A 12,040-nucleotide genomic window follows, 5' to 3' on the forward strand; every position below is an offset into this window, starting at 1 on the left:
CCGACCTGTCCGCGCTGCGGCGGCGGGGCGATCCGGCCGCCGTTGCCACCGCCGTTGTTGCCGCCGGGAGCACCCGCGCCGAGGGCGGGACCGCTTCCGGCACCGCCCCGGCGGGCCGCCGCGACACCGGCCGCGGCCTGTGCCGCCGCCGGACCGCCGACGCCGGGAGCGCCCTGGCCCTGCTTGTTGCCCGGCACCTTCTTGCCGCCCTGGGCGACGTCGACCGGGAGCATGACCAGCGCGGTCGTACCGCCGGAGTCGGACGGGCGCAGCTGGATGCGGATGCCGTGGCGCTGCGACAGGCGGCCGACCACGAACAGGCCCATGCGGCGCGAGACCGAGACGTCCACGGTGGGCGGCGAGGCGAGCCGCTCGTTGATCGCCGCGAGGTCCTCGGGCGAGAGGCCGATACCGGTGTCGTGGATCTCGATCAGCACGCGGCCGTCGGGCAGCGCGTGACCGGTGACCTTGACCTTGGTCTGCGGGGAGGAGAACGAGGTGGCGTTCTCCAGCAGCTCGGCGAGCAGGTGCACGAGGTCGTTGACCACGCGTCCCGCGACCTCGGTGGTGGGCACCGACGACAGCTCGATGCGCTCGTACTGCTCCACCTCGGAGGCGGCGGCACGGAGCACGTCGACCAGCGGGACCGGACGGGTCCAGCGGCGGCCGGGCTCCTCACCGGCGAGCACGAGCAGGTTCTCGCCGTTACGGCGCATGCGGGTCGCGAGGTGGTCGAGCTTGAACAGGGAGGACAGCTGGTCCGGGTCGGCCTCGCGGGACTCCAGTTCGGAGATGAGCGAGAGCTGGCGCTGGATGAGGCCCTGGGAGCGGCGCGAGAGGTTGGTGAACATCGCGTTGACGTTGCCCCGCAGCAGGGCCTGCTCGGCGGCCAGCCGGACCGCCTCGCGGTGCACGTCGTCGAAGGCCGCGGCGACCTGGCCGATCTCGTCCTTGGAGTGCACACCGACCGATTCGACGGACGTGTCGACGTCCTGCGGGTCGGACTCGGAGAGCTGCTTGACCAGCTCGGGCAGCCGGTCCTGGGCCACCTTCGTCGCGGTGTCCTGCAGCCGGCGCAGCGAACGGATCATCGAGCGGGCCACCACGAAGGCGCCGACCAGCGACACACCGAGCACCAGCAGGATCAGCGCACCGGAGATGATCGCTTCCTGCTCGGCCTCGTTGCGCAGCTCACGGGCCTTCTGCTCCATCTGGTTGAGGAGCGTGAGCTCGATCTTGGACATCTCCTGGATCTTGGAGGAGTCCGCGTCCACCCAGTCCAGGTAGGAGCGCCTGGCCTGCAGCTCCAGACCGTTGTTGCGCTGCAGGACGCGCTGCAGATAGCCGTCCGCGTCCTTGATGGTCGGGCTCGGCTCGTCGAGCGGCTTGGTGAGCTGGGCCGCGTTGCCCTCGTAGATGCTGGCGAAGCTGGTGAGCTCGAAGCGCTGGTTCTCGAAGGCCGAGAGGCCGTACTGCCGGTCGTTCGGGGAGAGCTTGCCGACGGTCTTGTCCGTGGCGGGCAGGGCCGCGGCGATGATCGCGCGCTGGATGGACGCGTACTCCTTGGCGGTGGAGAACGCCGCCAGGGCGCGGGTGCGCTGGATCATCTCCGGGTTGCTGGTCGCCTCGGCCATGTCCTGGGAGAGGCCGAGCAGCTGCTCGATGAGCCGGTGGTACGCCTCGACCGACTGGGAGGAGTTGTCCTCGTCCTGGAAGGCGCTGTTGCGGACCTTGCTGAGGGTGTTCAGCTGGGTGGCGATGGCCACCACGTTGTCCCGGACGCCGTCGAGGTTCTCGCTGTCGCCCGCGTCGTCGAGCTCGTGGGTGCCCTCCAGGAAGGAGGCGCGCGCACGGTCGGTCTTGTCGCGCAGGCCCTTGATCGAGACGTCGCTGGCCTTGGTGCCGTTGGCGAGCGGACCGGCCGACTTGTCGCGCTCCTCCTGGAGCGCCGCGGCGAGCTCGGTCGCCTGCTTGGTCATGTCGGTCAGCAGCTTCATGTTCTCGAGCTGCTGGATCTCGTCCATGCTGTCGCTGATGCGCAGGGCGCCCAGCGAGGTGGCCGCGACCACGGGCAGCGCGAGCAGCGAGACCAGACGCGTGGAGATGCGCCAGTTGCGCAGGGCTATGCGCGGGCCGGGGCCGGCCGGGGTCTTCGGCTTCGGGGGCGCGGAGGGCGCGGCGCCGGGAGCGCCGTTCGCCGCGTCGGGGCCGCCCTTGCCCTGGGCGCCCTTGGGCGCACCGGGCCGCGCGGAGCGGTCACCGTTGGTGCCGGTCTGTGCCGGTCCCTGGTTCTGGGCGTGCTGGGGCGAGGAGCCGACTGCCCGGGGGCCAGTCCCGCCTTGCGGCTCCGGCTCCGCCGAAGCGCTGCCATCCCTCTTGAAACGTCCCTGCACTAGCGTCGCAACCTCTGGACCAGGCGCCCCTCCGCGTGAACGGTGGGACGGTGTCGGCGTCTTGGGAGCGCCCTGAACGCGCTCCCAGGTGGTGGTCGTGAGTGACCGGCGCAGGTTCCCCTTTCCCGCCGCCACTCGGCGCTGCGTTGCGCCCCTGCGCGCCGGTTCGTTCCAGCGGCGGTCCGAGGAATTTCAGCACAGTGCCGGATCTCCAACAAGGCCCATGAGCCATGCTGTGACCTCCGTGACAGCATGTGAGGGGGGTGTCACGAGACGTAGAAGGTGACCTCCTCCATAACGGACACATGGGGACGAGACCATCATTCGCGGCTGGTGTCCCAGTCGCCATGATCAGGAGCGGAATGAGAGCTTCCATGGCGTAATGCCCGTTTGCGGGCCCGCGCTCGGGGGCCGGAATTGACCGGTTTGCCTAGCAGTAAGTGAGGAAACTCACACGACGATCACGTGGTCTTCACAGGTTCGCCGGGGAAGCGGATGTTTAGCCTGACGCTTTACAGGGATGGCACATCCGACAACCGGCGCCCGCGAGGCGGTTCCCGAGCCGTCCGGCGCCCCGATCGAACAGGGCCTGAAACCCCAGATGAGGACGACGATGTTCCGCAACATAGCCAACCCGCGCCGCACCACACTGGCACACCTCCAGGACGCCGAGGAACTCGGCACGCCGCAGCAGGAGCACGCCGTCGAGCTCCCCGCGCAGACCGCCAACCCGCGGCGCACGATCCTGATGGACGTCCCGGTCGCGGCGGCGCCCGCCGAGTGACCCTCCGGGCGCCCACCGGGTGCCCCTGCCACGGGACCCCTCGCCCTCGACCGCACCTCATGTGCGCGAGGCGGGCGCCCCTTGCCGCGTTAGCCTGGAGCATCAGACTCCGGCCAGCTCAGTGAGGGGCGCAAGGATCCCGTGCGCATCGCCAGGTTCTCCATCGACGGCAACGTCGCGTTCGGTGCGGTCGAGGGCGAGAGCCCTCCTGGATCGACCGACGGCCTCGTGCTCGACATCATCAAGGGCATCCCGTTCGCGGACTTCGAGCTCTCCGGGACCAAGGTCCCGCTGAGCAAGGTCCGGCTCCTGCCCCCCGTCCTCCCGAACAAGGTCGTGGCCTTCGGCCGCAACTACGCGGAGCACGCCAGGGAGCTGGGCAACGAGGTGCCCGACGCCCCGTTCGCCTTCTTCAAGCCCTCCACCTCGGTGATCGGCTCCGGCGACGACATCGCGTACCCCTCCTTCTCCGAGGAACTGCACCACGAGGCCGAGCTGGCCGTGGTCATCGGCCGGATGTGCCGCGAGGTGCCGCGCGAACGCGTCAAGGACGTGATCCTCGGCTACACCTGCGCGAACGACGTCACCGCGCGCGACGTCCAGCGGCGCGAGAAGCAGTGGGCCCGGGCCAAGGGCTTCGACTCCTCCTGCCCGCTGGGCCCCTGGGTGGAGACCGACCTCGACCCGTCGGACCTCACGATCCAGTGCACGGTCAACGGGCAGCAGCGCCAGCTGGGACGCACCAGCGAGATGATCCACTCCATCGAGGATCTGATCGTGAACATCACCGAGGCCATGACGCTGCTCCCCGGCGACGTCATCCTCACGGGCACCCCGGCAGGGGTGGGCCCGCTCGGTGCCGGCGACGAGGTCGCCGTCACCATCGAAGGCATCGGCACTCTCACCAACAAGGTGATCAAGCGTGGCTAACGGCTCTGTCCGCGTACGTTTCTGTCCGTCCCCGACCGGCAACCCCCATGTGGGCCTGGTCCGCACGGCCCTGTTCAACTGGGCGTACGCCCGCCACACCGGCGGCACGTTCGTCTTCCGCATCGAGGACACCGACGCGGCCCGCGACTCCGAGGAGTCGTACGAGCAGCTCCTGGACTCGCTGCGCTGGCTGGGCTTCGACTGGGATGAGGGCCCCGAGACCGGCGGCCCCCACGAGCCGTACCGCCAGTCGCAGCGCACGGACCTCTACGCGGACGTCGCGCGCAGGCTCCTGGAGGCCGGCCGCGCCTACCACTGCTACTGCTCCACGGCGGAGCTGGACGCGCGCCGGGACGCCGCCCGCGCCGCCGGCCGGCCGTCGGGCTACGACGGCCACTGCCGCGAGCTGACCGCCGAGCGGAAGAGCGCGTACGAGGCCGAGGGCCGCACGCCCATCGTCCGCTTCCGCATGCCCGACGCGCCCATCACCTTCACGGACCTGGTCCGCGGCGAGATCACCTACCTCCCGGAGAACGTGCCGGACTACGGGATCGTCCGGGCCAACGGCGCGCCCCTCTACACGCTGGTCAACCCGGTCGACGACGCCCTGATGGAGATCACCCACGTCCTGCGCGGCGAGGACCTCCTCTCCTCCACCCCCCGCCAGATCGCCCTCTACGACGCGCTGACCGAACTGGGCGTCGCCAAGGGCACCCCGGCCTTCGGCCACCTCCCGTACGTGATGGGCGAGGGCAACAAGAAGCTCTCCAAGCGCGACCCGGAGTCCTCGCTGAACCTCTACCGGGAGCGCGGTTTCCTCCCGGAGGGCCTGCTGAACTACCTGTCGCTGCTCGGCTGGTCGCTCTCGGCGGACCGCGACATCTTCACCGTCGAGGAGATGGTCGCCGCCTTCGACGTCGCGGACGTGAACCCCAACCCGGCCCGCTTCGACCTCAAGAAGGCCGAGGCGATCAACGCGGACCACATCCGGCTGCTCGACGTGAACGAGTTCGCCGAGCGCTGCGCCCCCTGGCTGCGGGCCCCCTTCGCCCCCTGGGCGCCGGAGGACTTCGACCCGGCCAAGTGGGACGCCATCGCACCGCACGCCCAGACCCGCCTCAAGGTCCTCTCCGAGATCACCGACAACGTCGACTTCCTGTTCCTCCCGGAGCCGGTCTTCGACGAGACGTCCTGGACGAAGGCCATGAAGGAGGGCTCCGACGCGTTGCTCCGCACGGCCCGCGAGAAGCTGGAGTCCGCGGACTGGACCTCCGCCGAGTCCCTCAAGGAGGCCGTGCTGGCCGCCGGTGAGGCCCACGGCCTCAAGCTGGGCAAGGCCCAGGCCCCGGTCCGCGTCGCCGTCACCGGCCGCACGGTCGGCCTGCCGCTCTTCGAGTCCCTGGAGATCCTGGGCAGGGAGAAGGCGCTGGCACGCATCGACGCGGCGCTGGCGAGGCTGACCGCGTAGGGAACACGCACGAGGCACGGGAGGGGCGCCGCCCCTCCCGTGCGCAGCCCCGGCGCCGGGGCTGCGCACGGACCTCCGTCCGGGAGCGGCTCCGGAGGTACCGTCGGGCCATGACGATCCGAGCCGTGCTGTGGGACGTGGACGACACGATCTTCGACTACACCACGGCGGACCGCGCCGGCATGCGCGGGCATCTGGCGGCCGAGGGACTGCTCGACGGGTACGCGTCCGTCGAGCAGGCCCTCGGCCGGTGGCGCGAGCTCACCGACCGGCAGTGGGCGCGGTTCGCGGCGGGACAGGTGGACTGGGAGGGCGGCCGCCGGGACCGGGTGCGGGCGTTCCTCGGGCAGCCCCTGACCGACACGGAGGCGGAGGACTGGTTCGCCCGGTACCTGGGCCACTACGAGACGGCCTGGGCGCTGTTCCCGGACGTGCTCCCCGTGCTCGACGTCCTGGCCGGCAGCCACCGCCACGCGGTGCTCTCCAACTCCAGCCTCCGCGTCCAGGACCACAAGCTGCGCGTCCTCGGCGTACGGGAACGCTTCGAGACGGTGCTCTGCGCGGCCGAACTGGGCGTCTCCAAACCCGCCGCGGAGGCTTTCCACACGGCCTGCGAGGCGCTGGAACTGCCGCCGCACGAGGTCGCGTACGTCGGGGACCACCCGGAGATCGACGGCCGGGGCGCCGCCGACGCCGGGCTGTTCTCGGTCTGGATCGACCGCACCGGCGTGAGTGCCCTCACGCCCCCGGAGCCGGACACCGCGCCGGGCCCGCCGCCGGATCGGCCCTCCCGCCCGCGCCGGATCGTCTCGCTGGCCGAACTCCCCGCGCTCCTGCACCCCGATACCCGTTTTGGAGCGCCGTCCACCTTCGGGTAATGTTCTTCCTGCGCCGCCGGAGAGCGGGCCGAAAGGCCACAGGCCGGAGGCGCAAGCTAAAATAAAATCCCCTCGGGGGTTGAGTTTCAGTGGCCTATGGTGTAATTGGCAGCACGACGGTTTCTGGTTCCGTTAGTCTAGGTTCGAGTCCTGGTAGGCCAGCTCGCAGAGCTTATCTGCATCGCAGAGACCAGCTCTGCAAGGCCCCCGTTGTGTAGCGGCCTAGCACGCCGCCCTCTCAAGGCGGTAGCGCCGGTTCGAATCCGGTCGGGGGTACAGATCCTTCCCAGGGGGACAGTCCGGGTCGCACCCGCTGACTCTCATGCAGGATCGCTAGGGCCCCCGTTGTGTAGCGGCCTAGCACGCCGCCCTCTCAAGGCGGTAGCGCCGGTTCGAATCCGGTCGGGGGTACAGATCCTTCCCAGGGGGACAGTCCGGGTCGCACCCGCTGACTCTCATGCAGGATCGCTAGGGCCCCCGTTGTGTAGCGGCCTAGCACGCCGCCCTCTCAAGGCGGTAGCGCCGGTTCGAATCCGGTCGGGGGTACAAGGTGGTCTGGACCACCATTGGGCTATGGTGTAATTGGCAACACGACGGTTTCTGGTTCCGTTGTTCTAGGTTCGAGTCCTGGTAGCCCAGCAGGATCCGCGTGATCCGAGGCCCCCGTTGTGTAGCGGCCTAGCACGCCGCCCTCTCAAGGCGGTAGCGCCGGTTCGAATCCGGTCGGGGGTACACGAACAGAGAGCCCTCCCCGCCACGGGGAGGGCTTTTCCCATGCCGTGTGCCGTGTGCCGTGTTCCCGTGTGCCGTACGTCCTGAGGACCTCGACCTCGGCCGTTCGCTGCGGCGTTGAAGCGACCGGCCGGGGGAGTCCGCACGCGGTGTCGACCGGCGGGCGGCGCGGGTGGGGTGTCAGCCCGTGCGGCGCAGCGCCTCCGACAGGCGTCCCGCCGCGTCGATGACCGCCTGGGCGTGCATCCGGCCCGGGTGGCGCGTCAGGCGCTCGATCGGTCCCGACACCGAGACCGCGGCGACCACGCGGTTCGAGGGCCCGCGCACCGGCGCGGAGACGGACGCGACACCCGGCTCGCGCTCGCCGATCGACTGGGCCCAGCCCCGTCGCCGTACGCCCGACAGGGCCGTCGCCGTGAAGCGGGCGCCCTGGAGGCCGCGGTGCAGGCGCTCCGGCTCCTCCCAGGCCATCAGGATCTGGGCCGAGGAACCCGCCTTCATGGTGAGCGTCGAGCCGACCGGGACCGTGTCCCTGAGGCCCGACAGGCGCTCCGCTGCGGCGACGCAGATGCGCATGTCGCCCTGGCGGCGGTAGAGCTGCGCGCTCTCGCCCGTGATGTCCCGCAGGTGCGTGAGCACCGGGCCCGCCGTCGCGAGGAGGCGGTCCTCGCCCGCGGCCGCCGCCAGCTCCGCCAGCCGGGGGCCGAGAATGAAACGGCCCTGCATGTCACGCGCCACCATGCGGTGGTGCTCCAGTGCCACGGCGAGACGATGTGCCGTGGGCCGTGCCAGTCCGGTCGCCGCGACCAGTCCCGCGAGGGTGGCCGGACCGGACTCCAGTGCGCTCAGGACAAGGGCTGCCTTGTCCAGAACGCCGACGCCGCTACTGTTGTCCATGAAACGATACTCGCGTCTCACTCTGTGAAACGCAAGTTCAATTTTCCGTGGAACGCGCCACCCTGATACCTGTACGGCCCGCGGACCGACCGGGCCTGGCGGAAGACGTCCGGTACAGGGGGAACGGACGCGGCCGCCCCGGAAATCTCTAGTTGGGCCGGCGCCCGCACAGGCCGGCCGGAGGGAAAGCGATGGGTAGGACACTCGCGGAGAAGGTCTGGGACGACCACGTCGTCCGGCGCGCGGAGGGCGAGCCCGACCTTCTCTTCATCGATCTGCACCTGCTGCACGAGGTGACCAGCCCTCAGGCCTTCGACGGTCTCCGTCAGGCGGGGCGTCCCGTGCGCCGGCTCGACCTCACCATCGCGACCGAGGACCACAACACCCCCACCCTCGACATCGACAAGCCCATCGCGGACCCGGTCTCCCGCGCCCAGCTGGAGACGCTGCGCAAGAACTGCGCCGAGTTCGGTGTGCGCCTGCACTCGCTGGGCGACGTCGAGCAGGGTGTCGTCCACGTCGTGGGTCCGCAGCTGGGCCTGACCCAGCCCGGTACCACGGTCGTCTGCGGTGACTCCCACACCTCCACGCACGGTGCCTTCGGCGCGCTGGCGTTCGGCATCGGCACGTCCCAGGTCGAGCACGTGCTGGCCACCCAGACACTGCCGCTGGTCCGCCCGAGGACCATGGCCATCACGATCGACGGCGAACTGCCCGAGGACGTCACGGCCAAGGACCTGATCCTGGCGGTCATCGCCAGGATCGGTACCGGCGGCGGCCAGGGATACATCCTGGAGTACCGCGGCTCCGCCATCGAGAAGCTCTCGATGGAGGCCCGCATGACCATCTGCAACATGTCGATCGAGGCCGGCGCCCGCGCGGGCATGATCGCCCCCGACGAGACCACCTTCGCGTACCTCAAGGGCCGCGCCCACGCCCCCGAGGGCGAGGACTGGGACGCCGCCGTCGCGTACTGGAAGACCCTGAGGTCCGACGACGACGCGGAATTCGACGCCGAGGTCGTCGTCGACGCCGCCTCCCTGGCACCGTTCGTCACCTGGGGCACCAACCCCGGTCAGGGCGCACCGCTTTCGGCGGCCGTCCCGGACCCGTCCTCCTACGAGGACGCCTCGGAGCGCTTCGCCGCCGAGAAGGCCCTGGAGTACATGGGGTTGTCCGCCGGGCAGCCGCTGCGCGACATCAGGGTCGACACCGTCTTCGTGGGGTCGTGCACCAACGGCCGGATCGAGGACCTGCGCGCCGCCGCGGCGGTCGTCGAGGGCCGCAAGGTCGCCGACGGGGTACGGATGCTGGTGGTCCCCGGTTCCGCGCGCGTCGGTCTGCAGGCCGTCTCCGAAGGGCTGGACCTGGTCTTCAAGGAGGCCGGCGCCGAATGGCGGCACGCGGGCTGCTCGATGTGCCTGGGCATGAACCCCGACCAGCTGGCCCCCGGTGAGCGCTCCGCGTCCACCTCCAACCGCAACTTCGAGGGCAGGCAGGGCAAGGGCGGCCGCACCCACCTGGTGTCGCCGCAGGTCGCCGCCGCGACGGCGGTGCTGGGCCATCTGGCGTCCCCCGCCGACCTGTCCGACGCCGACGCCCGTACGCCCGCTGGAGTCCGATAGCCATGGAAGCATTCACCACGCACACCGGCCGCGCGGTCCCGCTGCGCCGCAGCAACGTCGACACCGACCAGATCATCCCCGCCCACTGGCTCAAGAAGGTGACCAGGGACGGCTTCGAGGACGGGCTCTTCGAGGCATGGCGCAAGGACTCGTCCTTCGTCCTCAACCGGCCCGAGCGCGAGGGCGCCACGGTCCTGGTCGCGGGGCCCGACTTCGGTACGGGCTCCTCGCGCGAGCACGCCGTGTGGGCGCTGCAGAACTACGGCTTCAAGGCCGTGATCTCCTCCCGCTTCGCGGACATCTTCCGTGGCAACTCTCTGAAGAACGGCCTGCTCACGGTGGTTCTGGAGCAGGAGACCGTGGACGCGCTGTGGGAGCTCACCGAGAAGGACCCGCAGGCCGGGATCACGGTCGACCTCCAGGCCCGTGAGGTGCGTGCCGAGGGAATCACGGCCGCCTTCGAGCTCGACGAGAACGCCCGCTGGCGGCTGCTGAACGGGCTGGACGACATCTCCATCACCCTGCGGAACGAGGCGGACATCTCCGCGTACGAGGCCAAGAGGCCCTCCCACAAGCCGCGGACCGTCCAGGTCTGACCGGACCGCGCCCGCAGGGCTGGTTCCAGCCAGGGCAACAGGCTTCTGTACCCCCAATCGTGGACGGTTGGGGGTACTTCTGCGTCTGCTCCCACAGGGGGAGTTCCGGCCTCGGTAATTGGCTTCAACTACCCTTGTTTCGAGGCACCTTGCTGGGGTAGTCGACACCCGGCAGAAGCAGGTGGGGAGGTGTGCGGGAGATCCTCGGGAGGCGGTAGTTGCCCCCTGCGCAGGTGACAACTCGCCCCAGATGGCACAATCTGTGCATGGAACACGACGGCCAACTCGAGCTCTATGCGGCGGTCGCGTCCCAGCTCAAGCAAGCGCACACAGCGGTGCGCGCACTGCAAGTCCCGGAGGGCGTACGGATGGCGCTGACCCGGAAGCTGCTGGTCATTACGGCCGTGGCCAAACACGATCTGGCCGACGCGACAAAGCGTCTGGAGCGGTTCGCGGCGGACCTCGAAGAGGGCCGGATCCCCGAACGGGAACGCTGAGGAACTTGGCGACGGGCCCAGTTTGTTGCGGCACAAGGGTGATTAGCCCGTTTCGTGTTTGATTTGCGGTATATATCTGCCTAACGTGCGAAAAAGCTTGAACACTTTCGTTCTGGCAATGTCTCCGAAGGGGAAGACGTGAACAAGGCGCAGCTCGTAGAAGCGATTGCCGACAAGGTCGGCGGGCGTCAGCAGGCCGCCGACGCGGTCGACGCCGTACTGGATGCAGTGGTCCGTGCGGTCGTCGGCGGTGACCGGGTCTCGGTCACCGGCTTCGGTTCCTTCGAGAAGGTGGACCGTCCGGCCCGTTACGCCCGCAACCCGCAGACCGGGGAGCGCGTTCGGGTCAAGAAGACCTCCGTGCCGCGTTTCCGTGCGGGCCAGGGCTTCAAGGACCTGGTGAGCGGCTCGAAGAAGCTGCCCAAGAACGACGTCGCGGTCAAGAAGGCGCCCAAGGGCAGCCTGACCGGCGGCGCCTCCGCCACGGTCAAGAAGGCCGCGGCCAAGAAGGCCACCGCCGGCGCCGGCACCGGCGCCGCCAGGAAGACCACCGCCGGCGCCGCCAAGAAGGCGACGGGGGCCGCGAAGAAGACCACGGCCGCGGCCGCCCCCCGGCAGGCGGCGGCGAAGAAGACCTCGTCGCCGGCCGCCGCGAAGAAGACCACGAGCACGGCCAAGAAGACGACCGCGAAGAAGACTTCGGCGACCGCCAAGAAGACCACGGCCAAGAAGACCACCGCGAAGAAGGCGGCGGCGAAGAAGGCCCCCGCGAAGAAGGCGGCGGCCAAGAAGGCCCCGGCCAAGAAGTCGGCCGCCCGCAGCACCACCACCGCCAAGAAGGCCACCGCCCGCAAGTAGGCAGGACGCGGGGCAGACACGCGCCGGGCCGGGCTTCCCCTCTGGGAGCCCGGCCCGCGGCGTTCCCCGAGGGCCCGTGCCCGTGCCCGCCGTGCCCGCGCTCGGAAGGCCAGGAGGTCAGGAAGCCAGAAGGTCAGAAGGTCTGCAGGGTCACCAGCGTGACGCGGCGGCCGGGCCCGTCGCCCTCGACCTCGATGCGTACGCGCTGGCCCGGACGGAGGAGCCTGAGGCCGCCCCGGTCGAAGGCCGGGGCGTCGAAGGGGACGGGGGTGCCGTCGTCCAGCAGCACCTGGCCGGTGCGGGTGTCGGGATCGTATGTGTACGCGGTCGCCTGCATGGGGGAAGGGTATGCGGTGGGAACCCCCGGCGGCGCGGGGCTGCG

11 protein-coding genes and 6 tRNA genes are annotated in these 12,040 nt (G+C 70.1%); 14 read left to right on the top strand and 3 right to left on the bottom strand.

Annotated features, from left to right (window positions below; translation table 11 throughout):
- A partial coding sequence (locus KM933_RS19255; protein ID WP_221353842.1) for a sensor histidine kinase occupies positions 1–2,393 on the bottom strand: 2,393 nt, incomplete at its 3' end.
- A gap of 601 nt (positions 2,394–2,994) precedes the next feature.
- Here KM933_RS19255 and KM933_RS19260 point away from each other — a divergent pair.
- The 10 genes from KM933_RS19260 (at position 2,995) to KM933_RS19305 (ending at position 7,185) form a co-directional block, all read left to right on the top strand.
- Positions 2,995–3,177 (top strand): hypothetical protein, encoded by a 183-nt coding sequence (locus KM933_RS19260; RefSeq protein ID WP_221354046.1) that lies wholly within the window; start codon positions 2,995–2,997, stop codon positions 3,175–3,177.
- Between the two features lie 141 nt (positions 3,178–3,318).
- On the top strand, positions 3,319–4,107 hold the full coding sequence (locus KM933_RS19265) for a fumarylacetoacetate hydrolase family protein (RefSeq protein ID WP_221353844.1): 789 nt from the start codon (positions 3,319–3,321) through the stop codon (positions 4,105–4,107).
- Complete coding sequence (gene gltX, locus KM933_RS19270; protein ID WP_221353845.1) at positions 4,100–5,575, top strand: glutamate--tRNA ligase; 1,476 nt, start codon at positions 4,100–4,102, stop codon at positions 5,573–5,575. Before KM933_RS19265 ends, gltX begins: the two co-directional genes overlap by 8 nt.
- A gap of 110 nt (positions 5,576–5,685) precedes the next feature.
- Complete coding sequence (locus tag KM933_RS19275; RefSeq protein ID WP_221353847.1) at positions 5,686–6,453, top strand: HAD family hydrolase; 768 nt, start codon at positions 5,686–5,688, stop codon at positions 6,451–6,453.
- Between the two features lie 90 nt (positions 6,454–6,543).
- Positions 6,544–6,615 (top strand) — tRNA-Gln (locus KM933_RS19280).
- Between the two features lie 41 nt (positions 6,616–6,656).
- Positions 6,657–6,729 (top strand) — tRNA-Glu (locus KM933_RS19285).
- Positions 6,730–6,791: 62 nt separating this feature from the next.
- Positions 6,792–6,864 (top strand) — tRNA-Glu (locus KM933_RS19290).
- Positions 6,865–6,926: 62 nt separating this feature from the next.
- Positions 6,927–6,999, top strand: a tRNA-Glu gene (locus tag KM933_RS19295).
- Positions 7,000–7,020: 21 nt separating this feature from the next.
- Positions 7,021–7,092, top strand: a tRNA-Gln gene (locus KM933_RS19300).
- Between the two features lie 20 nt (positions 7,093–7,112).
- Positions 7,113–7,185: transfer RNA gene (locus tag KM933_RS19305), tRNA-Glu, on the top strand.
- A gap of 180 nt (positions 7,186–7,365) precedes the next feature.
- On the opposite strand, the gene ndgR is transcribed toward KM933_RS19305, so the two are convergent.
- Positions 7,366–8,082, bottom strand: coding sequence for an IclR family transcriptional regulator NdgR (gene ndgR, locus KM933_RS19310; RefSeq protein ID WP_028806673.1), 717 nt, complete (start codon positions 8,080–8,082; stop codon positions 7,366–7,368).
- A 191-nt stretch (positions 8,083–8,273) separates the two neighbouring features.
- On the opposite strand from ndgR, the gene leuC reads away from it, so the two are divergent.
- From leuC to KM933_RS19330, 4 genes are all read left to right on the top strand, one after another.
- Positions 8,274–9,707, top strand: a complete 1,434-nt coding sequence (gene leuC / locus KM933_RS19315; protein WP_221353849.1) for a 3-isopropylmalate dehydratase large subunit — start codon at positions 8,274–8,276, stop codon at positions 9,705–9,707.
- 2 nt (positions 9,708–9,709) lie between these two features.
- A complete protein-coding gene (leuD, locus tag KM933_RS19320; RefSeq protein WP_221353851.1) occupies positions 9,710–10,303 on the top strand; it encodes a 3-isopropylmalate dehydratase small subunit in 594 nt (197 codons plus the stop codon).
- Positions 10,304–10,569: 266 nt separating this feature from the next.
- Positions 10,570–10,800 carry an SCO5555 family protein gene (locus KM933_RS19325; RefSeq protein WP_221353853.1) on the top strand — a complete coding sequence of 77 codons (231 nt, stop codon included), beginning with the start codon at positions 10,570–10,572 and terminating at the stop codon, positions 10,798–10,800.
- Between the two features lie 138 nt (positions 10,801–10,938).
- Positions 10,939–11,658 (top strand): HU family DNA-binding protein, encoded by a 720-nt coding sequence (locus tag KM933_RS19330; RefSeq protein WP_221353855.1) that lies wholly within the window; start codon positions 10,939–10,941, stop codon positions 11,656–11,658.
- Between the two features lie 133 nt (positions 11,659–11,791).
- Here KM933_RS19330 and KM933_RS39420 read toward each other — a convergent pair whose 3' ends face one another.
- Positions 11,792–11,995: a hypothetical protein gene (locus tag KM933_RS39420; protein ID WP_260333800.1), complete on the bottom strand. Its 204-nt coding sequence runs from the start codon at positions 11,993–11,995 to the stop codon at positions 11,792–11,794.
- Positions 11,996–12,040 lie beyond the last annotated feature (45 nt).

Source organism: Streptomyces beigongshangae (genome assembly GCF_019710745.1).
Classification (GTDB): domain Bacteria; phylum Actinomycetota; class Actinomycetes; order Streptomycetales; family Streptomycetaceae; genus Streptomyces; species Streptomyces beigongshangae.